This window comes from Paludibacterium flexuosum (assembly GCF_037076605.1).
In the GTDB taxonomy this organism is placed as follows: Bacteria; Pseudomonadota; Gammaproteobacteria; order Burkholderiales; family Chromobacteriaceae; genus Paludibacterium.
In genome coordinates this window covers 1,939,169-1,958,112 of record NZ_AP029060.1, presented here as the reverse complement: position 1 = coordinate 1,958,112, position 18,944 = coordinate 1,939,169, and the positions used below count along the sequence as shown (strand labels likewise).

The following is an 18,944-nucleotide window of genomic DNA, read 5'->3' as shown; positions in this document are numbered from 1 at the left end:
GTATGGTCAGACCGACAGCGCTCAGGGACAGACAATCCGCATGGGCACCCTGACCGGCGATGGCAGCGGGCTGAGGCACCCGCCATGGCTGCTGGACCACGAGCGTCACCAGAAAGCGCAAAGTCGCTTACAATCGACAGACCTCTTCGACGGATTCCGTCATGTCCTTGCCCCGCAGCACCGAACCCGCCCGTCTGGTCGCCGGCACCCCCGCCTTCTGGCGCACGGCACGCGGCATGTTTGCCGGCGGCTTCGCCACCTTTGCCATGCTCTACTGCCTGCAGCCCCTGATGCCGCAGTTCAGCCAGGCCTTCGGGATCAGTGCGGCCAGCGCCAGCGGCGTGTTGTCCGCCTCGACCGCCAGCCTGGCCTTCGGCCTGCTGCCGGCCAGCTGGCTGGCCGATCGGGTCGGCCGCAAGCCGCTCATGGGCGCGGCGCTGGCACTGGCCGCCCTGCTGACCCTGGCTTGCGCACTGACCACCGGCTTTGGCCAGCTGCTGCTGCTTCGCGCACTGGTCGGACTGGCCCTGTCCGGCCTGCCGGCCACCGCCATGGCCTATCTGGCAGAAGAAATGGAGCCTGCCTCGCTCGGTCGGGTGATGGGGCTGTATGTGGGCGGCAATGCCCTGGGCGGGATGAGCGGTCGCTTTCTGTCGTCGCTGGTGGTGGAGCACTTCAGCTGGCGCGTGGCACTGCTGCTGATCGGTTTGCTGGGCGTCGGCAGTGCCTGGGTGTTCTGGCACAACCTGGCGCCATCGCGGCATTTCCGGCCGCAACGCACGCGACTGGGCGACATGGCACAGGCCGCACGCGCGCATCTGGCCGATGCCGGGCTGCCATGGCTGTTTCTGACCTCGTTTGCCCTGATGGGCTGCTTCGTCAGTGTCTACAACTATCTCGGCTTCCGCCTGGCAGCGGCCCCCTATCTGCTGAGTCCCGGCACCATCGGGCTGGTGTTCAGCCTGTACATGGTCGGCTCCGTGTCGTCGGCCTGGGCCGGGCGCCTGTCCGATCGGGTCGGGCGACGCAATGTGCTGTGGCTGACCCAGTGCGTCGTCCTGGCCGGCCTCGGCCTGACACTGGCCGACAGCCTGTGGCTCATCATCGCCGGACTGACACTCTGCACCATCGGCTTCTTTGCCGGCCACTCGGTGGCCAGCAGCTGGGTCGGCCTGCGCGCCCGCCAGGGGCGCGCACTGGCTTCGGCACTGTATCTGGCTTGTTACTATCTGGGCGGCAGTATCATCGGATCGGTCTCCGGTCTGGCCTTCGGGGCACGCGGCTGGCCGGGTGTCATCCTTTTGCTCGCGCTGTTGCAGCTACTGGCGCTGGCGCTGGCCTGGCGCCTGCGCCGGCTGACGCCGCTGGCACCGACTCAGTCGCCCTGACGATCCCGCAACAGCAGCAAGCCGACCCCACTGAGCACAATGATGCCACCGCCCAGCGCCCATTCAGCCGGCCAGGGCAGGGCCGCCAGCGTCGCCGACAGCAGCGAGGCAAACAGCATCTGTGCACAGCCCACCACCGCGGCGGCCCGCCCGGCCATCTCGCCGAACGGTGCCATGGCCAGACTGCTGGCCGGACCCAGCGTGCAGGCGAACCCGATCCCCAGCACGCCCACCGGCAGCATGTAGTGCCACGCGCCCTGCCGGGCGGCCAACAGCCACATCAACAGGCCGGCCAGCAACATCAACAACAGCCCGAAGCGCAAGACATGACGCAGCTTGAAGCGGCCGATGGTACGCAGGCTGATGAAGCTGGCCGCCATGATCAGCAGGGCATTGGCCCCGAACAGCAGGCCAAACTCACCGCCGGACAGCCCGCCGCGGGCAATCAGCACCGCCGGCGCCAGCGTGACATAGCTGATGATCAGCCCCAGTGCCGCGCAGCAGCAGAAGCCATAACGCAGCATGGCCGGGTGGGTCAGTACCCGAGCCAGCGGCAGCGGGCGAGCATGCGCAACCCGGATGACGCGCGTTTCCGGCATACGCCAGCCCAGCCACAGCGAGGCCAGCAAGGCCGCGCCGGCCAGCAGTTCAAAGCAGAGCGGCCAGCCCCAGCCCTGCGTCAGCCAGCCACCGAGCGCCGGCGCCAGCGCCGGGACAATGTTCAGCGTGCCATTGAGCAGGTTGTAACGGCGAGCGGCGGCATCACCATCGAAGCAGTCGCGGATTACGGCAAAGGCGCACACCGCACTGGCACTGGCGCCCAGCCCCTGCGTCAGCCGCAGCAGCAGAAAACTGCCCAGCTGCTGACTGTGACTGGCCAACAGGGCGCTGAGGGCATAAAGCAGCAGGCCGGACAAAGCCACCGGCCGCCTGCCAATCCGGTCGGCCAGCGGGCCGAACAGCAATTGCCCCAGCCCGAGACTGAACACAAACACACTGATGCTGACCGAGGCATGGCCCCCCAGCGATTGTTCAATGGCAGGCAGCGCCGGCAGATACAGATCGACCCCCAGCGGATTGAACAGGATCAGCAGCAGGGCGGACAGGGTGGCCGTATCAAGTCGGCGCAGAGAGGAGGGCACGATGGGTTGGCTTGAAGAGAAAACGCCATGCTAACAAATCGGCGCAAGCTGTGCCTGTGCGCACCAGACACAAGGGTTGGCTTTTGCTGATGATTCGATAATAATGGAAATATGGAAATAGAAAATGCGGTCGAATTGCTAGCAGCCCTCGGGCATGCCTCACGCCTGGCGGTCTTTCGCCTGCTGGTCGAAGCGGGACCACAAGGTCTGCACGCCAGTGCCATTGCCGCCCAATTGGCCATGGCGCCGGCCACGCTGTCCTTCCACCTGGCGCATCTCAGCCGGGTTGGCCTGATCCGTGGTCAGCGCGCCAGCCGTTTCATTCACTACTCAGCCAACTATGAATCGGTCGATGGCCTGATCGCCTTTCTGACGCAGAACTGCTGTCAGGGCTCGCCCTGTCTGACGACAACAGCCTGCTGCACGCCAGCCGACCGACCGGAGACCATGCAAAATGTCTGACCTTCCGACCGTGCTGGTGCTGTGCACCGGCAATGCCTGCCGTTCCCAGATGGGCGAAGCCATTCTGAACCATGACCTGGCGGGGCGGGTACAGGCCATCTCGGCGGGCACCCAGCCCCAGGCGCAAGTGGCCGAGGGGGCACTGACCGCCCTGCGCATGGCCGGATTGCCCTGCGAGGGCTTGCGGCCCAAATCGGTCGATACCTGGCTGGACCGGCAGATTGATCTGGTGGTGACGGTGTGTGATCACGCCCGGGAAAGCTGCCCGGTGTTTCCGCGCCGGGTCAAACAGCTGCATGTCGGTTTTCATGACCCGCATGGCGAGCCTTTGCAGCAATTCCTGGCGGTGCGCGACGACATTCGCGCCCGCCTGGTGCCGGCAGTGTGCGCCGCGCTCGGACTGGAGCAGGCATGATGGCGCAGCCCCTTCGTCCTGCCATGGCCATGAATCGCTTCGAACGCTATCTGAGCGTGTGGGTTGTCCTCTGCATTCTGGCCGGCATCGCGGCCGGCCAGTGGGCGCCGGGCCTGTTTCATGCCATCGGTGCCATCGAGTTTGCCCGCGTCAATCTGCCTGTTGGGCTGCTGATCTGGGTGATGATCATTCCGATGCTGCTCAAGGTGGACTTTGCCGCCCTGCATGAAATCCGGCACCACGTGCGCGGCATTGGCGTGACCCTGCTGGTCAACTGGCTGATCAAGCCCTTTTCCATGGCCCTGCTCGGCTGGCTGTTCGTGCGTCAGCTATTCGCGCCCTGGCTGCCGGCGGGGCAGCTCGACAGCTATATTGCCGGCCTGATACTGCTGGCGGCCGCGCCCTGCACGGCCATGGTCTTCGTCTGGAGCCGCCTGGCCGGCGGCGACCCGCTGTTCACCCTGTCGCAGGTCGCCATCAACGACACCATCATGGTGTTTGCCTTTGCGCCGATTGTCGCCCTGCTGCTGGGGATATCCTCGATCAGCGTGCCATGGGGCACCTTGCTCACCTCGGTGCTGCTCTACATCGTCTTGCCCGTCACCCTGGCCCAACTCTGGCGTCGAGCCCTGCTGGCCAGAGGACAGGCGGTGTTCGATGCCACCCTGGCCCGCATCGCACCCTGGTCGATATCGGCGCTGCTGGCCACCCTGGTGCTGCTGTTTGCCTTTCAGGGGCAAGCCATCCTGCGCCAGCCGCTGGTGATCGCCTTGCTGGCGGTGCCCATCCTGATTCAGGTGTTTTTCAATGCCGCGCTGGCCTACTGGCTGAACCGGCAATTGGGTGAAAAGCATGCGATTGCCGCGCCGTCCGCGCTGATCGGGGCGTCGAATTTCTTCGAGCTGGCCGTGGCCACGGCCATCAGCCTGTTCGGCTTCGAGTCTGGCGCGGCACTGGCCACCGTGGTCGGCGTGCTGATCGAGGTGCCGGTGATGTTGCTGGTCGTGCGGGTCGTGAATGGCTCCAGAGACTGGTACGAACACCCGCGGCCTCATCTCGGCAGCCGGTGAGGTTCATGTCAACCGTTGGTGGGGGGGGCATGGGGGCGTTGCATTGGGGCATTGCATTGATGCATTGCCTTCGGCGAATGCATCCTACGCGAATGTGTCCTACGTGGATGTATCCTGTGGCGGTAGGGCGCAATCTTTAATTGCGCCTCAACGGTTGGGGCATTGCATCGGTGGGTTGCATCGGGGCATTGCATTGATGCATTGCATCGGTGCATTGCCTTCGGCGAATGCACCATTGGCGCATTGCCTTCGGCGAATGCACCCTACGCGAATGCATCCTACGCGAATGCATCCTACGTGGATGTTGTAGGGCGCAATCTTTCATTGCGCCATCAACGGTGGGTGCTGGGGGGGCGGCGCATGGCAATTAGGGGTTCTCCCTGTGCCAGGCAGTCGGTGAGTCGCTCGGCGAGGAATGGTGGCAGCTCGCTGGCGGACACGGTTTCGAAGCCGGCATGGCCATAGAAGTTGCGCAGGTGGGCATAGGGCAGGCAGTAGGCAGTCGCCTGCTGCAGGTGCGGGATGCAGGCACCTAACAAGCGCGCACCGATGCCTTGTTGCTGATACAAGGGATGAATCTGCATGCCGCGCAGCACCATGGTCTGCTGCTCCAGGCACAGGCGAACGGCACCGACCAGCTGTCCATGCAGGCGTGCCACCATGATCAGGTCCGTCTCACGCAAGCTGCCGTTGTAGCCGACCAGGGTGTAAAACGCTTGCACCGCCGAGCGTTCGGCGGACGTGGCGGGCGAGATGTCCATTGTGTCGGCGGTCTTGCGGTCATACATCATGCTGCCTCGTCCCTCATGCGCCAGCAGGCAATAAGCGCCGTCCGGGCCCTCGCCCCGCGCCAGCTGGACAAACCCCTGCCGATCATAAAAAGCCCTGGCGGCCAGGTTCTGCTGCAGACACTTCAGGGTGTAACGCTGGCGGCCCCAGTCAGGCAACGACTGCAGCAGCAGGCGGCCAATGCCCTGGCCCTGATGGCCGGGGGCGACATAAAGGTGGTGGATGAAGTGATCGGGCTGCCACACGCTGATGAAACCACACAACTGGCCGGTCGCGTCGCGCGCCAGCCAGATGGCTTCGCCCTCGCTCTGCTGGCGCAAATTGTCGGCCTTCAGCTGTGCCGGGGTTTGCCAGTAAAAAGTGGCCAGACGGGTGTGCAGGAAGAGCTGCTCCAGCGCCGGCCAGTCGCTACTGGTCGCAGGCGTAATGATCATGATGAATGAATAACAATGTCAGACTGGTGAGTGTAACAGCCCGCAGCAGGCTCAGGACGATGTGCGACAGGGGTGATATATATATTTTAGTAATGACAACCGGAAATTAAGTTATTAATCAGAATAAAGCGCGGCTGTTACATTCATCCCTGATCACCCCCGCTGACGGGGGACGTTATTCACGAAGACCTCAGGAGTGCTGTATGAATCGATTTGCGCCCCGTTTATTGTTGCTGGTTCTGCCCCTGCTGGCCGCCAGTGCCCAGGCGAGCGATGCCCTGGCTCAGATCAAGGCTGCCGGGGTGCTGAAAATCGGCACGGAAGGTTCGTACCCCCCCTTCACCTTTCATGACGCCAGCGGCAAGCTGGTTGGCTTTGATGTCGAACTGGCCGAAGCGCTGGCGCAGAAACTCGGCGTCAAGCCGCAGTTTGTCGAAGGCAAATGGGACGGGCTGATTGCCGGGCTGGATGTGGCCCGTTACGACGTGGTCATCAATGAGGTGTCGATCACGCCGGCGCGCCAGACCAAATACGATTTCTCCGCGCCCTATATCGTCTCCAAGGCGGCACTGATCGTGCGCAGCGACAACCACAGCATCAAGTCCTTTGCCGACCTGAAAGGCAAGAAATCACCCAATTCGCTGACCAGCAACTTTGCCCGTCTGGCCCAGGCCAACGGCGCCGAGGTGATTCCGGTGCAGGGGTTTAACGAAAGCGTGGCGCTGTTGCTGTCCGGGCGAGCCGACGCGACCATCAATGACAGTCTGTCCTTCTTTGACTTCAAGAAGCATCAGCCGAATGCCCCGCTGAAAGTCGCCGCCTACGAGGCCAACGCCGAATCGGCCGGCGTGGTGCTGCGCAAGGGCAATCCGGCACTGGTCAGTGCCATCAATCAGGCACTGGGCCAGATTCGAGCCGATGGCACCTACAGGCGTCTGTCGCTCAAGTACTTTGGCGAAGACGTGTCGCCATGACCGGCTCCACCTGCACCAGCGGCCGCGTTCTGCTCAGGCAGAAGCGGCCGTTTTGCTGTTGCAGCTGCAGATCGCGGTAATCGGTGAGCCAGCAGAAGTCGGCCAGCTGAGCGGACGGCAAGGTGCCGGCCAGCGCCACCACCTGCATGCCGGCAGCCAGACCCGCCTGCAGACCCGCCGGCGCGTCTTCGAACACCACACAGTCAGCGGGGGCTACCTTGAGCCTCTGTGCCGCCTTCAGATAACCCTCAGGGTCCGGCTTGCCGCGTTCCACCTCCTCGCCGCAAATCATCACCGCCGGCAGCGGCAGCCCGGCAGCCCGCATGCGGGCTTCGGCCAGCACCCTGGGCGCCGAGGTGACCAGCGCCCAGGCATGATCCGGCAGCGCGGCCAGCAGGCGTGCGGCGCCCGGCAAGGCGACAATGCCCTCGGTATCGGCCACTTCTTCCGCCGTCAGCCGTGCCGCCTCGGCCGCGACATCCACCCCGGGAGGCGCCAGCAGGGCCACACTTTCCTCCGCCTTGCGGCCGGGAATACGCGCCATGACCGCGGCGGCATCCAGCCCGTGGCGGGCGGCAAAGCCATGCCAGACCTTTTCCACGACCGCACTGGAATCGACCAGCGTGCCGTCCATGTCAAACAGCAGGGCATTCGCCCACAGGGAAAAATCAGTTTGCCTTTGCATCGGATGATGGCTTTCGTGTGCACGGGTTGAGGGGGGCGCCCTTGCGTTGCGCCGGCCCCTGGATCAAATCGGTCAGCAACGCCATGGCGACCTCGGGTTGGATCCCGAAACGCGGCAGATGGCGTTTCAGGTATTCGGCATGATAGCCGAGCAGGATTTGCTTTTGCATACTGGACTCCGCAAAGGGGGATGCGCTATTTTGGCGCTGAAAAGGGGTAAGAAAAATTGCTGAGATATGAGAAAAGGATTTCCTCTTTATGCTATCCGCACGGCTGAGCCAGCAGTATCAGCGTCTGTACCAGGCCCATGGCGGGCAAACCGTACAGACCACCTTGCAGCGACTGGCCGATACCCTGCATTGCACCCGGCGCCATATGCGCAACCTGCTGGCGCTGATGCAGGCACAGGGCTGGATCGAGTGGCAGTCGCGAGCCGGCCGCGGCGGCCGTTCGCAGCTGGTGTTCTGCCATACCCCGGACCAGCTGCAGCGCGAGCGCGCCGGCCAATTGCTGGCGCAGGGACGCCTGGAACAAGCCGTCGATCTGCTGGAAGATCGCGATGCGCTGTCCTCGCTGTTGCTGTCGCGACTGGGGCAGCGCTGGGAGCAGGGGCGCCAGGTCCTGACCGTGCCCTACTACCGGCCGCTGCATCACCTCTTGCCCGGAACCCCGCTGCGGCGAACCGAGCGCCATCTGGCCGGCCAGCTGTTCAGCGGCCTGACCCGACTAAATGAGGAAAAAGGGGAAATCGAGGCGGATCTGGCGCACCACTGGTATGCCCATACTCCGCTTGAATGGCACTTTCATCTGCGCCCCTCGGTACAGTGGCATGACGGCTCGCGGCTGGAGATCGGACAAGTGGTGGCCGCCCTGCAGCGCCTGATGACACAACCGCTGTTTCGCCACTGGCGGGCAGTGCGCATCCTGTCGCCGCGCTGCCTGGCCATCGAGCTGCACGAACCGGATGGCTGGCTGCCCTGGCTGCTGGCCGATGCCAGCGCCATGATCGTCCCGCCCGAGGCGTCGACCCGGCCCGACTTCGCGCGCCTGCCGGTGGGCACCGGCCCCTACCGCGTGCAGATCAATGACAACTACCAGCTCAAGCTGCAGGCCTTCGACGACTATTTTGGCTACCGGGCCCTGCTGGACGAGGTGGATATCCTGATCGTGCCGGATCTGATCGATGGCTCGGCCCTGCATGAGCGGCGCTCTTCCTGCGAACTGAAGGTCCAGGTCAAGGCCGGCGATGCCAGCCAGGCGCGTGACGAGATGGTGTGCGAGCAGGGCTGCCACTTCCTGTTGTTTGACGGCCGCTCGGCGCGCATGCACTCGGCACCGCTGCGGCAATGGCTGAGCCAGGAACTGACCCCGCTGGGCCTGATCGCCGGCCTGACGCCCGAAGTCCGCCGCTACTGGACCCCGGCCGCCGGTCTGCTGCCGCAATGGTTTCATGGCCAGATGGCGCAGACAGCCACGCCCCCGCAGCCAACGCTGACCCTGCGCCTGGCCTACCACGCCGAACAGCCGGATTACCCTATCGTGGCCGACCTGATGCAGCAACGACTGGCCGCACAGGGCGTGCAACTCGAATGCCATTGCCTGCCCTACGACGCCTGGGACCAGGGCGAGGGCGAGTTTGACCTCTGGCTGGGCTCCATCAATTTTGCCGGCAATCCGGAATACGCCGTCGCCGCCTGGTTGCTCGGCACGCCGCTGCTGCGCCATGGCCTGGAGGCCGCCGGCACGCTGCCACTGGCCAGCTGGCATTCCGCCTGGCGCCGCGGTGAAGTCACGGCCCAGGCGCTGGCCGCCGAAGTGGTGCAAAGCGGCTGGCTGTTGCCGCTGTTTCATCACTGGTTCCGCCTGCAGGGCAGCCACCAGATGCAGGGGGTGCGGCTCAACAGCCTGGGCTGGTTCGATTTCAAGTCGGCCTGGCTGGCACCGTCAGCCTGAGCAAAAGCAGCAGGCGCGCTGCGAAATAGCTGCTCAACAGCCCGTACAGCAAGGCAATGGCCATGACGAAATCGCGTTGCTGCGCCAGCGCCGGGCTGCGCGCCAGGCTGATCGCCACCGCATACTTGCTGCAGAAGATCAGCAGCATGACCAGCATGGGCCAGCGGCTGCCCGGCAGCCAGAAGCGGCGTTGCTGCGGCAGATAGCGTGCGGTCGATACGCCCCCCCGGCGTTGCCACAGACTCAGGCCGATCACCAGACCACCGCCCCAGCAGGCAAAAGCCAGCGCCGAGCCAAAGGCACTGGCCAGCCCGCCCAGCGACAGCCCCAGCATCACCAGCGGCAGGATCAGCACGCGCGCCAGCGGCACTTCGCGCGGCCGGGTTTGCAGATAACCGGCATACAGCAGGTAAGCCAGCAACAGAAACACCCAGATCGGGGTGTGCTGCAGAATGATCAGAAGCATGTCAGGCGCCTTGTCGAGTTCGATGGCGCCCAGCATGCCGACCGGCAGGTTGTGAGCACAGGACCAGGCGATGAACTGCCGTACTGCACGATGACCGGTGCTGACACCGGATGAACGGATGCCCGCCGATCATGAGCAGGCTATAATCGCCAATTATTTTTCATGCTTTTATCATTGCGTGCCGGCAGCCAACCGGACGCGCCTCAGACAGGAAGCCGTTGATGAACCATGCTGGATTCTGGCGCCGCCTGGCGGCCTTTGCGATCGATCTGTTGCTGCTGGGCACCGTGGGCCAGCTTTGCGGCCTGGTGGCCTTTGACCAGCTGGCGAGCCTCGGTGGCTGGGGGCGTCTGATCGGTCTGGTGCTGAGTGTGCTGTATTTCGGCGTACTCGACAGTCGTCTGGGCGGCGGCCAGACACTGGGCAAACGGCTGCTGGGCATCGTGCTCTACCACCAGGCGGGGCAACGGATCAGCCCCGTACGCAGCGCCTTGCGCTACCTGGTGATTGCGCTGCCGCTGGAAATCAACGCCCTCAGCCAGGGGCCGGGCGACGGCCAGATGGGCTTGTCCATGCTGCAAGCGGCATTGAGCCTGGGGGTCGGGCTGGCCTGCCTGCACATGATGATCTTCAACCGCCGGCAGGGACAGTGGCTGCCCGATGTACTGTGCCGCACACTGGTGCTGCGCAAACAGCCGGGGGACTTGCCGAACCCTGTCTTCTGGCGAGGTCATGCCTATGCCGGGCTGTCCATGCTGGCCCTGGCCGCCGCCTTGCCGCCCATGCTGGCGCACTGGCTCAATGCACCGGTCTATGGAGAGCTGACCCGGGTGGCGAATGCCGTGCAGGCGGTGCCCGGCGTGAGGGCCATCGGCGTTCAGGAGGCACAGAAGGGCGGCACCTCGCCTGAGGGGGCGCCACCGACAGTCTTCCTGCAGGTCTCGGCCCAGGTCGATCAGCGCGCCCGGCTGACGCAGACCATGGCCAATCAGGTGGCACGCGCGGCGCTGCCGCAAATGGCCGCGACCGATCGTGCCGGACTGGTGATTGCGCTGCGCTACGGCTTCAACATCGGCATCGCCAGCCGCTGGATGCAGTACAACGTCAGCCACAGCCCGGCCGAGTGGCGCCAGTTGCTGCTCAAGCCATAGGCCCTAGTCGCGCAGCACGCGCAGCTCCTTGTTCATCATGCGCATGCGCATGGCCAGCACCAGCGCAATCCCTTCGAAGATGGCGGCACAGCCATCCGGCTGGGTGGCCGCAAACTGGTCAAAGCGCTGACGCGACAGCAGGTAATAGTCAGTGTCGGTCATGGCGACGGCTTCGGCCGTGCGGCGCACACTGTCGAGAAAGCCCATCTCGCCGATAAAGTCGCCGCGACCGAAAGTACCGATATGCCAGGCCTCCTTCTTGCGCAACGGCAGACTGACCCGCACCGTGCCGCGGCGGATGAACAGCAAATCGCCGCCCTCGGTACCGAGCGCAAACACCTTTTCCCCGGCGGCCGCATGGTGCGTTTCCATCAGATCGGCCAGCCGGGTCAGTGAGCCGGGCTTCCAGCACAAGACCTGCTCCAGCGCGTCAAGGCTGAGCGGTTCCGCCTCCTCGCGCACCAGACAGGCCGCTTCGCGCAGCATTTGCCCCTCCACCCACTCCAGCGCCTCATCCAGCTGACGGAAGGCCAGCGCCTTCGGGCTGTCCTGCAGCAAACCGACCTGCCGCAGATAGCGCTTCATCTTCAAGCCGCTGGGCAGCCCGTGCGGGATTTCCGAAAAAATCAGCCAGGCCCCGACCGCCTCCAGCCGGTCCTTGATCTGCTCGAGGACATGCGTGGCCGTCAGGTCGATCGACTGCACCCGGCGCAGATTGAGAATCACATAAGTGCGCGGACCGATTTCCGGCTCCAGCGCCAGATAAAGCTGGTGCGCGGTGCCGAAAAACAGACTGCCCTGCAGCTCGACGATCACCGTCTTGCTGCCTTCGCGGATCAGGATGGCCAGCTCCTGTTCGTGGCGCATCACCCGCGAGAAGGCGCCGCCGCCTTCGATCTTGCGGCGCAGCACCGTGCTGCGCATCTGCTCGCGCAGATACAGCATCATCGCCAGCAGAATGCCTACCCCTGACGCCGCAATCAGACTGACACTCAGCGCGGTCACCACCACGGCAATGATGACCAGAAAGTCAAAGCGCGTGGCCTTGCTGCGGAAGAACGCCAGACTGCGCACATCGATCATGCGCGCCCCGACCACCAGCAAAATCCCCGCCAGCGCCGCCAGCGGTACCCAGGCCACCAGCGGCGACAACAGCAGCAAGGCCAGCAGCGCAAAGCCGCCGGCCAGCAGACCGGAACGGCGCGTGCGGGCGCCACTGGACAGATTGACCATCGAGGCCCCCATCTGCCCCGCACCGGGGATGCCGCCCATCACCGCCGAGGCCACATTGGCCAGCCCCTGGGCCACCAGCTCACGGTTCGGATTGTGGTGCGAGTAGGTCAGGGTATCCAGCACCACACAGGTTTTCAGGGTGTCGATGGAGAGCAGCGCGGCCAGCGTCAGTGCCGGAATGACCACCTGGGCCAGCATGGCCGGGTCACCCTGCTGCAGCGCCTGCAGATTCTGTTGCAGCATCTCGGCCAGTTCGCCATGACCGCCCACCAGCGGACCGATGATGTAGGGATTGCCATGCGATTGCCACAGACCAGGGTCCGCCAGACCCAGCAGCAGATATACCGCGATGCCGGTCAGCATGGCCAGAATCGCCGCCGGCACAATGCGCACCACCCGTGGCGCCAGCAACATGGTCGCCACCACCGCCAGACCGACCAGCAGACTTTGCCAGTGCCACAGCAGCGGCTGCTGCAAGGCCCTGAACAGGCTCATGCCCTTGGGCGTGCCGAGCAGGGCGGGCAACTGGCCGAAAATGATGGTCAGACCCACCCCGCTGAGATAGCCGCTCACCACCGGATAGGGAATAAAACGGATCAGACGGCCGATCCCCGCCAGACCGAGCATGACCTGAATGGCACCGGCGAGCAGCGCGATCAGCATCAGCAGCAGCATGATGCTGGCCGGGGAAGTGGATTGCTGCATCAGGGAGATCGACAGGGCCGACATGACCGCCGCCGCCGGCGCGCAGGGCGCGGTGATCAGGCGGTCCGTCCCGCCAAAGGTCGCGGCGACCAGCCCGAGACTGGTGGCGCCAAGGATGCCGGCCAGCGCGCCGTGAGCCGCATAGTCCCCGCCGAGCGGGGCAAAGATGGTGACGCCAAAGGCAATCGCCGAGGGGAGCGCCACCAGCATGGCCGCCAGTCCCCCCCACAGATCACCCGCTGTGTGGTGTTGTTCTTCCGTCGTCATGACCGCCCCCGGTGATGCTGTTTTTATCGCTGCGGCAGATGTCATGACACCGCGGCAGACTGTTATGACAATTATAAGACGGTTTGGCGAATTTTAACGGCGCTTAACGGCTCAACATCACGGTCAGCTGCTCGACCGCATCCGACCAGTCGGCATCCTCCTCCAGCGCACTTTGCAGAAAATCACGCTGCGCCTCATTCCAGAAGTCGGCCTGATAGATCTTCTGATCTGCCGCCAGCGGGTGGCTGGCAATGAAACGGCGAATGGCCTCCGGCTCGGCCGGCAGGCCCAGCTCGTCGAACAACGCCGACAGGTGATGATGACTGGTATCCATGACATGCCCTTCAAGTGGTCTGGCCCGGACTGCCAGCATAGTTCATTGTGCGGCGCGCGGTGTGGCACCTGCCGTCCAGTCGAGCAGGAAATCCAGCAAGACCCGGACCCGCGCCGGCAAAGCACGCTGTGGCGGCCAAAGCGCATACACCGGCAAAGCCTCGCCCTGCCAGCCGGGCAGCGGATTCACCAGCCGGCCGCTGGCCAGCGCCGCTTCGGCGGCACGCAAAGGACAATACAGAATGCCCTGGCCGGCCACCGCCAGATCGACCGCCAGTTGCATATCGTTGACCCGCAGCCTGACCGGATCCTGCGGCTGGAACACCGTCGCGTTACCGCCCGCCGTGTCCTGCAGGCGCCAGCGCCGCATCGGTTCGGCCACCAGCAAATCATGTTGCGCCAGCGCCGCCGGCGAGTCCGGCCAGCCTGCGCGCGCCAGATAGTCCGGGGCCGCCACCAGCACCGTTTGCCCCGTGCCCAGCCGACGCTGGCCATACAGCGAGTCCGCCTGCTCCCCCACACGCAGCGCCAGATCCGCCCCTTCCGCCAGCAAGTCCTGACGCTCATTGGCCAGCTGCAGCACCAGCCGGATATCCGGGTACTGCGCCATAAACCGCGCCCAGGCTTCGCGATACAGCACGCCCGCCAGCGTCACCGGTGCCAGCACCCGCACCACCCCGGCCGGACGATTCAGCTCGGCATCCAGCGAGCTGGTGGCCTGCTGCAAGGAGGCCAGCAAGGGACGGCAACGCTCGTAGTATTGCCAGCCTGCTTCCGTCGGCAGCAGGCGCCGCGCACTGCGATGCAGCAGCCGGCAGCCCAGTGCCTGTTCCAGCTTCTGCAGTCGGCGAGTCAGCGTGGCGGGCGGCATGGCATGGCGCTGAGCCGCTGCGTTCAGGCTGCCGCACTCGACAATGCGGATAAATAAGACCAGATCGTCCAGCATGATTTCATTTTTGCAATTAGAAATTGAAATTTTAGCGCTATTTGCAAAAAAGTGGGTGAGGTAAGGTGGCTGGCATTCCAGCAGAGGAGATCTCGATGAACCATGCCTTGAAAGTCCGCCTGTTGTTTTCGCTGCTGATGTCGCTGTGCCTGTCAGCACTGATGTGCGGCTGGGTCACCTGGCTCAACCTCGGCCTGAGCGCCGATTATCTGGCGCGCTGGGGCCATGCCTTCGTCCATGCCTGGCCGGCGGCCTTCACCGTGGTGCTGCTGCTGGCGCCGACCCTCCAGCGGCTGACCCATTACCTGCTGCGAACCCACACAGTCATCAAAGGAGTTTGATATGTCGACCTTGCGCCAACCCTATTACACCCTGTCGCCCGAAGCATTTGCCGGGCTGCGCCAGACCAAGGCCGCACTGGAAAACAGCCTGCTGGGCGCCGAGCTCATCGAGCTGGTGTACCTGCGCATCTCGCAGATCAACGGCTGCAGCTACTGCCTGGAGATGCACAGCAAGGCCCTGCGCCAGCGCGAAGTCCCACAGCCCAAACTGGATGCCCTGGCCGGCTGGCAGGCCAGCAGCCGCTTCAGCGAGCGCGAGCGTGTGGCCCTGCAGTGGGCCGAATCGCTGACCGCACTGCCCGACCGCCAGGCCGCCGATCAGGATTACCAGCCCTTGCTGGCACACTTCAGCGCCCGGGAAATCAGCGATCTGACCTTTGCCGTGGCACTGATGAATGCCTTCAACCGCCTGGCCGTCGGCATGCGGCAGTAAGCGCGGGCGCAGGATGGCGGTAGTGTGCCGGGCCGCCGACAGGTAGAATCGCGTCTTACCCATTCCCGGTGGCATCTATGGCAGGCAAGAAAGCACCCCCCCCCAACAAGGCCGTGCAGCAGGAAGCGCTCAAGCGCTGGCAGCGCAGCGAGACGGCGTGCCGCTCACTGATGGACACCCTGTTCCAGCTGCAGCGCGACAAAGGGGAAACCCTGCCGGAGCGGGCACAGCAATATCTGTCGATGACCGCCATCCACTACCGCAAAATCCGACACGGCCGGGTGATCAGCGCCACGGATTTCAACAGCTGCGTCGAAGTCTGCCAGCATGCATTGCGCACCCTGCAGGCACTGGATACCACGCAAACCTTCGAGGGCTGGCCCCAGGCCGAGGCACTGCAACAGGCCGGCAAACTGGCCGAAGGCGTGCTGGCCGACTACCAAAAACTCAAAGGCCGCTGAAACGCCAACAGACGCGCCAACAGACGGGGTCAGGTCTTGTATTTTGCATCAAGATGCGCCAACGGACGGGGTCAGGTCTTGTATTTTGCATCTTGATGCAAAATACAAGACCTGACCCCGTCCGTTTTCGCCGTCCGTTTTCGGACCCCGGCTGTTTTCGTCGTTGGTTAGCGGATGAAGGCATACAGGCAGGTATCGCGCAGTTCGCCTGTCGGTGTCTTGCGCTCATGGCGCATGATGCCTTCCAGTGCAAACCGGCAGCGTTCCGCCACGGCACGACTGGCCTGATTGGCGGCATCGGACTGGATCTCGAGCCGGTGCATGGCGAGATGCTCAAAGGCAAACTGCACCAGCCCGGTGACGGCCTCGCTGACCAGGCCCTGGTGATGAAAGCGCTTGCGGCACCAGTAGCCGATTTCCGCTTTCGGCACCGACCAGTCCAGGCGGTGCAGCCCGCAACACCCCACAAACTGATGGTCCTGCTGCAGAAACATCAGCATCGGCAAGTCGCTGCGCGCCAGAAACGCCGCATGACCGTTGCGGCAAAACTGCTCGGAAGCTTGCGGTGACGGTTCGTGCTGCGCCCAGGGCAGGGAGGCCGGCCAGGCGCGCAAGTCCGGCAGCGTTTCGCTGACGGCGGCGAACAGGGCGGCACCATCGCCGGGCCGCGGGGCACGGACCAGCAGCCGTTCGGTTGCAAAGTGATCAGGAAAGTCGAGCAGGATGGGTGTCATGGTATCGGGAAGCTGGTTTCCAATACCGATATCATACCGCGATAGAGTGAACCTGCCTGGCTCGCGCAACAGCCTCGCTCAGGCGATGCCGAGCTGTTCTTTGATGTCGGGCAGCAGACGGCGGCTGATCGGCAGGACGCGACCGCTGCGCGTGACGAATTCCGCCAGGCCGCTCTCGAGGTACTGCAGTTTTTCCACCTGATCGACATTGATCAGATACTGCCGGTGACACCGCATCAGCGGCGTGCGTTGCTGCAGCACATTCAGCCGCAGACTGGTGAGATGCTCCTTGCCCAGCGTATCCCGTACATAGACCCCGGTGGTGCGCGACTCGATGTACTCCACCTCTTCCATCTTCAGAAACACGATCGACTGCAAGCTGAAACAGGGAATCTGGCGCAGATGCTTGGCCTCGGGCAGGGCACTGAAATCCTGGTGGATCAGACTGTGCCGCAGCCGGTCGAGCGTCAGCGCCAGACGATCTGCCGTCACCGGCTTGAGCAGATAGTCGAAGGCATTCTTCTCGAAGGCACTGACGGCATATTCGTCATAGGCGGTGAGAAACACAATGAACGGCATGTGTTTGGGGTCCAGCATGCTGAGCATTTCCAGGCCGGTGACCTGCGGCATCTGAATATCCAGAAACACTACGTCCGGCTTGTCGGCATGAATGCGGGCCAGCGCCTCCAGCGCGTTGCCGCACTCGGCGAGAATCTGGATATCCCGGGCCGGCTCCAGCGAGCGCCGCAGCGCCTGCCGGGCATGGACTTCGTCATCGACGATCAATGCGGTGATCATTAGCTTGCTGCCTCCAGAGGAATCCGGACCGTGGCCCGGGTGACAACATTGCGTTCACAGCTCATGGTGACGCCGTAGGATTCGCCGTAACGGGTCTTGATGCGCCGGTCGACGATATTCATGCCCAGGCCGCCGCTGCTGCCCGGATCGTACAAGCCGGCATTATCCTCCACCACCAGCTCCACCCCCTGCTCATTCTGGCGGGCGCTGATGCGGATCACCCCGGCACGGATCATCTGCGAAGTGCCATGCTTGATGGCATTTTCCACCAGCGGCTGCAGGGTAAAAGCCGGCACGCGTACCCGCAGCAGCGGCTCGGGCAGGTCGAACTCGACCGACAGCCGGTCGGCAAAGCGTGCCAGCTGGATGCGCAGATAGGCATCAATGTGTTCAATTTCATCCGACAACTGCACATCCTCGGTCGGGCGCTTGAGATTCTTGCGCAAAAACACCGCCAGGTCGGTCAACAGCCCGCGCGCCTTGTCGACGTCGTCGTGGGTGACGGCGATGATGGTGTTGAGCGTGTTGAACAGAAAGTGCGGGTTGACCTGCGCATGCAGCAGCTTGAGCTCCGATTGCAGCAGCAGGCTCTTCTGCCGCTCGAAGCGCCCGTCGAGAATCTGGTTCGACAACAGCTTGGCAATCCCCTCGCCCAGCGTGCGGTTGATGGTCGAGAAAATCCGGGTTTTCGGCTCGTACAGCTTGATGGTGCCGATCACCTGCTTGTCTTCGCCGACCAGCGGAATCACCAGCGAGGAGCCCAGCTTGCAGTGCGGACTGATCGAGCACTGATAGGGAATTTCGTTGCCATCGGCGAACAACACTTCGTTATTGGCGATGGCATGCAAGGTATGCGGCGAGGTAATCGGCGTGCCGGGCAGATGATGATCGGCCCCGATCCCGATGAAGGCCAGGATTTTGTTGCAGTCGGTGATCGCCACCGCGCCGACGCCGGTCTGATCGTAGATGATGCGCGCCACGCGCATACTGTTCTCATGATCAAAGCCGTCACGCAGCACCCCATCCACATGGGCGGCGATTTCCAGCGCCTTGGCGGAGAACGCGCGCGAGTGTTGCTCCAGGCTGTCACGCCGGTCCAGCAGGATCTTGGCAAACACCGCGGCACCGGCCGAGTTGGCGATCAGCTCCGGCAGCACAATCAGGTAGACAATATGCAGCGCCTGATCGAATGGCCGCGACAGCGCCAGGTCGATGCCCATTTCCAGCAGGATGGTGACAAAGGTCAGCCCGCCGGCCAGCAGCGGACTGAACAGCAGACGGGTCTTGCCGCGACGGATCAGATAACGGTGCGTCAGGCCGCCGATCAGCCCTTGCATCACGATGTCGAGCGAGGCCGCCAGACCGAAAGAGCCGCCGAGGAAGTAACGGTGGATACCACCGGTAATGCCGACCGCCAGGCCAACCACCGGGCCGCCCAGCAGACCGCCCAGCACCGCGCCGATGGCGGGCGTATTGGCGATGGCATTGCCGCTGACCACCGGAAAACCGAGCAGCGTTCCCATGATGCAGAACGCGGTAAAGATGACATAACAGGCCAGACGGTGCGGCCAGCGAATGGTGGCACGCGTCAGGGGAATGAACAGCCGGGTCCGGCTCAGGGCGTAGGCGACGGCCAGGTAGACGCACATCTGTTGAAGCAACATCACCGACAGCGTGATGACCGAGTGCAAATCCATCCTGACCCCTTTTCCTGTTTCGTTCGCCGTCGCCCTTCGCCGGCTGGTGTTCCTTTAATGGTGCGGTG

General features: G+C 63.9%; 21 protein-coding genes. 10 read left to right on the top strand and 11 right to left on the bottom strand.

What is annotated here, in order from left to right; genetic code table 11:
- Positions 1-161: 161 nt before the first annotated feature.
- Positions 162-1,388 carry an MFS transporter gene (locus tag AACH39_RS09260; RefSeq protein ID WP_338619733.1) on the top strand — a complete coding sequence of 409 codons (1,227 nt, stop codon included), beginning with the start codon at positions 162-164 and terminating at the stop codon, positions 1,386-1,388.
- Here AACH39_RS09260 and AACH39_RS09255 read toward each other — a convergent pair.
- On the bottom strand, positions 1,376-2,530 hold the full coding sequence (locus tag AACH39_RS09255; protein WP_338619732.1) for a multidrug effflux MFS transporter: 1,155 nt from the start codon (positions 2,528-2,530) through the stop codon (positions 1,376-1,378). The two genes, AACH39_RS09260 and AACH39_RS09255, sit on opposite strands and share 13 nt — an antisense overlap.
- 111 nt (positions 2,531-2,641) lie before the next feature.
- On the opposite strand from AACH39_RS09255, the gene AACH39_RS09250 reads away from it, so the two are divergent.
- The 3 genes from AACH39_RS09250 to arsB are packed head-to-tail and all read left to right on the top strand — an operon-like array spanning position 2,642 to position 4,477.
- Positions 2,642-2,992, top strand: coding sequence for a metalloregulator ArsR/SmtB family transcription factor (locus AACH39_RS09250; protein WP_215780657.1), 351 nt, complete (start codon positions 2,642-2,644; stop codon positions 2,990-2,992).
- The gene (locus AACH39_RS09245; protein WP_215780660.1) at positions 2,985-3,407 is read left to right on the top strand and encodes an arsenate reductase ArsC; all 423 of its coding nucleotides are present in this window, start codon (positions 2,985-2,987) and stop codon (positions 3,405-3,407) included. Before AACH39_RS09250 ends, AACH39_RS09245 begins: the two co-directional genes overlap by 8 nt.
- Positions 3,404-4,477, top strand: a complete 1,074-nt coding sequence (gene arsB, locus AACH39_RS09240; RefSeq protein ID WP_215780662.1) for an ACR3 family arsenite efflux transporter — start codon at positions 3,404-3,406, stop codon at positions 4,475-4,477. The genes AACH39_RS09245 and arsB overlap by 4 nt, the downstream gene beginning before the upstream one ends.
- Positions 4,478-4,809: 332 nt before the next feature.
- Here the strand turns inward: arsB and AACH39_RS09235 are convergent, their stop codons facing one another.
- On the bottom strand, positions 4,810-5,700 hold the full coding sequence (locus tag AACH39_RS09235; RefSeq protein ID WP_338619731.1) for a GNAT family N-acetyltransferase: 891 nt from the start codon (positions 5,698-5,700) through the stop codon (positions 4,810-4,812).
- A 203-nt stretch (positions 5,701-5,903) separates the two neighbouring features.
- On the opposite strand from AACH39_RS09235, the gene AACH39_RS09230 reads away from it, so the two are divergent.
- A complete protein-coding gene (locus AACH39_RS09230; protein ID WP_338619729.1) occupies positions 5,904-6,674 on the top strand; it encodes an amino acid ABC transporter substrate-binding protein in 771 nt (256 codons plus the stop codon).
- On the opposite strand, the gene AACH39_RS09225 is transcribed toward AACH39_RS09230, so the two are convergent.
- Positions 6,643-7,359, bottom strand: coding sequence for an HAD family hydrolase (locus tag AACH39_RS09225; protein WP_215780669.1), 717 nt, complete (start codon positions 7,357-7,359; stop codon positions 6,643-6,645). The two genes, AACH39_RS09230 and AACH39_RS09225, sit on opposite strands and share 32 nt — an antisense overlap.
- Positions 7,343-7,528: a hypothetical protein gene (locus AACH39_RS09220; RefSeq protein WP_215780671.1), complete on the bottom strand. Its 186-nt coding sequence runs from the start codon at positions 7,526-7,528 to the stop codon at positions 7,343-7,345. The genes AACH39_RS09225 and AACH39_RS09220 overlap by 17 nt, the downstream gene beginning before the upstream one ends.
- 88 nt (positions 7,529-7,616) lie before the next feature.
- Here AACH39_RS09220 and sgrR point away from each other — a divergent pair, with 88 nt between their 5' ends.
- Positions 7,617-9,311 (top strand): HTH-type transcriptional regulator SgrR, encoded by a 1,695-nt coding sequence (gene sgrR, locus AACH39_RS09215; protein ID WP_338619725.1) that lies wholly within the window; start codon positions 7,617-7,619, stop codon positions 9,309-9,311.
- Here the strand turns inward: sgrR and AACH39_RS09210 are convergent.
- On the bottom strand, positions 9,280-9,777 hold the full coding sequence (locus AACH39_RS09210; RefSeq protein WP_338619723.1) for a DUF6622 family protein: 498 nt from the start codon (positions 9,775-9,777) through the stop codon (positions 9,280-9,282). The genes sgrR and AACH39_RS09210 overlap by 32 nt on opposite strands.
- Positions 9,778-9,998: 221 nt before the next feature.
- Here AACH39_RS09210 and AACH39_RS09205 point away from each other — a divergent pair, with 221 nt between their 5' ends.
- Positions 9,999-10,928, top strand: a complete 930-nt coding sequence (locus AACH39_RS09205; RefSeq protein WP_338619721.1) for an RDD family protein — start codon at positions 9,999-10,001, stop codon at positions 10,926-10,928.
- A 3-nt stretch (positions 10,929-10,931) separates the two neighbouring features.
- Here the strand turns inward: AACH39_RS09205 and AACH39_RS09200 are convergent, their stop codons facing one another.
- From AACH39_RS09200 to AACH39_RS09190, 3 genes are all read right to left on the bottom strand, one after another.
- Positions 10,932-13,133: a SulP family inorganic anion transporter gene (locus tag AACH39_RS09200; RefSeq protein ID WP_338619720.1), complete on the bottom strand. Its 2,202-nt coding sequence runs from the start codon at positions 13,131-13,133 to the stop codon at positions 10,932-10,934.
- 103 nt (positions 13,134-13,236) lie between these two features.
- Positions 13,237-13,467 carry a DUF2789 domain-containing protein gene (locus tag AACH39_RS09195; RefSeq protein WP_215780683.1) on the bottom strand — a complete coding sequence of 77 codons (231 nt, stop codon included), beginning with the start codon at positions 13,465-13,467 and terminating at the stop codon, positions 13,237-13,239.
- A 42-nt stretch (positions 13,468-13,509) separates the two neighbouring features.
- A complete protein-coding gene (locus AACH39_RS09190) occupies positions 13,510-14,412 on the bottom strand; it encodes a LysR family transcriptional regulator (RefSeq protein WP_338619717.1) in 903 nt (300 codons plus the stop codon).
- A 95-nt stretch (positions 14,413-14,507) separates the two neighbouring features.
- Here AACH39_RS09190 and AACH39_RS09185 point away from each other — a divergent pair, with 95 nt between their 5' ends.
- From AACH39_RS09185 to AACH39_RS09175, 3 genes are all read left to right on the top strand, one after another.
- Complete coding sequence (locus AACH39_RS09185; RefSeq protein ID WP_338619714.1) at positions 14,508-14,753, top strand: DUF2798 domain-containing protein; 246 nt, start codon at positions 14,508-14,510, stop codon at positions 14,751-14,753.
- A gap of 1 nt (position 14,754) precedes the next feature.
- Positions 14,755-15,186 carry a carboxymuconolactone decarboxylase family protein gene (locus AACH39_RS09180; RefSeq protein WP_338619712.1) on the top strand — a complete coding sequence of 144 codons (432 nt, stop codon included), beginning with the start codon at positions 14,755-14,757 and terminating at the stop codon, positions 15,184-15,186.
- Between the two features lie 77 nt (positions 15,187-15,263).
- Positions 15,264-15,647, top strand: coding sequence for a hypothetical protein (locus AACH39_RS09175; RefSeq protein WP_215780693.1), 384 nt, complete (start codon positions 15,264-15,266; stop codon positions 15,645-15,647).
- 167 nt (positions 15,648-15,814) lie between these two features.
- On the opposite strand, the gene AACH39_RS09170 is transcribed toward AACH39_RS09175, so the two are convergent.
- The 3 genes from AACH39_RS09170 to AACH39_RS09160 all read right to left on the bottom strand — a co-directional run bounded on the left by AACH39_RS09170 (position 15,815) and on the right by AACH39_RS09160 (position 18,876).
- The gene (locus tag AACH39_RS09170) at positions 15,815-16,381 is read right to left on the bottom strand and encodes a GNAT family N-acetyltransferase (protein WP_215780696.1); all 567 of its coding nucleotides are present in this window, start codon (positions 16,379-16,381) and stop codon (positions 15,815-15,817) included.
- Between the two features lie 78 nt (positions 16,382-16,459).
- Positions 16,460-17,179: a two-component system response regulator BtsR gene (btsR, locus tag AACH39_RS09165; protein WP_338619710.1), complete on the bottom strand. Its 720-nt coding sequence runs from the start codon at positions 17,177-17,179 to the stop codon at positions 16,460-16,462.
- On the bottom strand, positions 17,179-18,876 hold the full coding sequence (locus AACH39_RS09160) for a sensor histidine kinase (RefSeq protein ID WP_215780700.1): 1,698 nt from the start codon (positions 18,874-18,876) through the stop codon (positions 17,179-17,181). The genes btsR and AACH39_RS09160 overlap by 1 nt, the downstream gene beginning before the upstream one ends.
- Between the last annotated feature and the right edge of the window lie 68 nt (positions 18,877-18,944).

Excerpts from the sequence above, each read along its gene's own strand:
- AACH39_RS09260 (WP_338619733.1), top strand. The coding sequence starts at position 162 with ATGTCCTTGCCCCGCAGCACCGAACCCGCCCGTCTGGTCGCCGGCACC.
- AACH39_RS09250 (WP_215780657.1), top strand. The coding sequence starts at position 2,642 with ATGGAAATAGAAAATGCGGTCGAATTGCTAGCAGCCCTCGGGCATGCC.
- AACH39_RS09245 (WP_215780660.1), top strand. The coding sequence starts at position 2,985 with ATGTCTGACCTTCCGACCGTGCTGGTGCTGTGCACCGGCAATGCCTGC.
- arsB (WP_215780662.1), top strand. The coding sequence starts at position 3,404 with ATGATGGCGCAGCCCCTTCGTCCTGCCATGGCCATGAATCGCTTCGAA.
- AACH39_RS09235 (WP_338619731.1), bottom strand. The coding sequence starts at position 5,700 with ATGATCATTACGCCTGCGACCAGTAGCGACTGGCCGGCGCTGGAGCAG.
- AACH39_RS09230 (WP_338619729.1), top strand. The coding sequence starts at position 5,904 with ATGAATCGATTTGCGCCCCGTTTATTGTTGCTGGTTCTGCCCCTGCTG.
- AACH39_RS09225 (WP_215780669.1), bottom strand. The coding sequence starts at position 7,359 with ATGCAAAGGCAAACTGATTTTTCCCTGTGGGCGAATGCCCTGCTGTTT.
- AACH39_RS09220 (WP_215780671.1), bottom strand. The coding sequence starts at position 7,528 with ATGCAAAAGCAAATCCTGCTCGGCTATCATGCCGAATACCTGAAACGC.
- sgrR (WP_338619725.1), top strand. The coding sequence starts at position 7,617 with ATGCTATCCGCACGGCTGAGCCAGCAGTATCAGCGTCTGTACCAGGCC.
- AACH39_RS09210 (WP_338619723.1), bottom strand. The coding sequence starts at position 9,777 with ATGCTTCTGATCATTCTGCAGCACACCCCGATCTGGGTGTTTCTGTTG.
- AACH39_RS09205 (WP_338619721.1), top strand. The coding sequence starts at position 9,999 with ATGAACCATGCTGGATTCTGGCGCCGCCTGGCGGCCTTTGCGATCGAT.
- AACH39_RS09200 (WP_338619720.1), bottom strand. The coding sequence starts at position 13,133 with ATGACGACGGAAGAACAACACCACACAGCGGGTGATCTGTGGGGGGGA.
- AACH39_RS09195 (WP_215780683.1), bottom strand. The coding sequence starts at position 13,467 with ATGGATACCAGTCATCATCACCTGTCGGCGTTGTTCGACGAGCTGGGC.
- AACH39_RS09190 (WP_338619717.1), bottom strand. The coding sequence starts at position 14,412 with ATGCTGGACGATCTGGTCTTATTTATCCGCATTGTCGAGTGCGGCAGC.
- AACH39_RS09185 (WP_338619714.1), top strand. The coding sequence starts at position 14,508 with ATGAACCATGCCTTGAAAGTCCGCCTGTTGTTTTCGCTGCTGATGTCG.
- AACH39_RS09180 (WP_338619712.1), top strand. The coding sequence starts at position 14,755 with ATGTCGACCTTGCGCCAACCCTATTACACCCTGTCGCCCGAAGCATTT.
- AACH39_RS09175 (WP_215780693.1), top strand. The coding sequence starts at position 15,264 with ATGGCAGGCAAGAAAGCACCCCCCCCCAACAAGGCCGTGCAGCAGGAA.
- AACH39_RS09170 (WP_215780696.1), bottom strand. The coding sequence starts at position 16,381 with ATGACACCCATCCTGCTCGACTTTCCTGATCACTTTGCAACCGAACGG.
- btsR (WP_338619710.1), bottom strand. The coding sequence starts at position 17,179 with ATGATCACCGCATTGATCGTCGATGACGAAGTCCATGCCCGGCAGGCG.
- AACH39_RS09160 (WP_215780700.1), bottom strand. The coding sequence starts at position 18,876 with ATGGATTTGCACTCGGTCATCACGCTGTCGGTGATGTTGCTTCAACAG.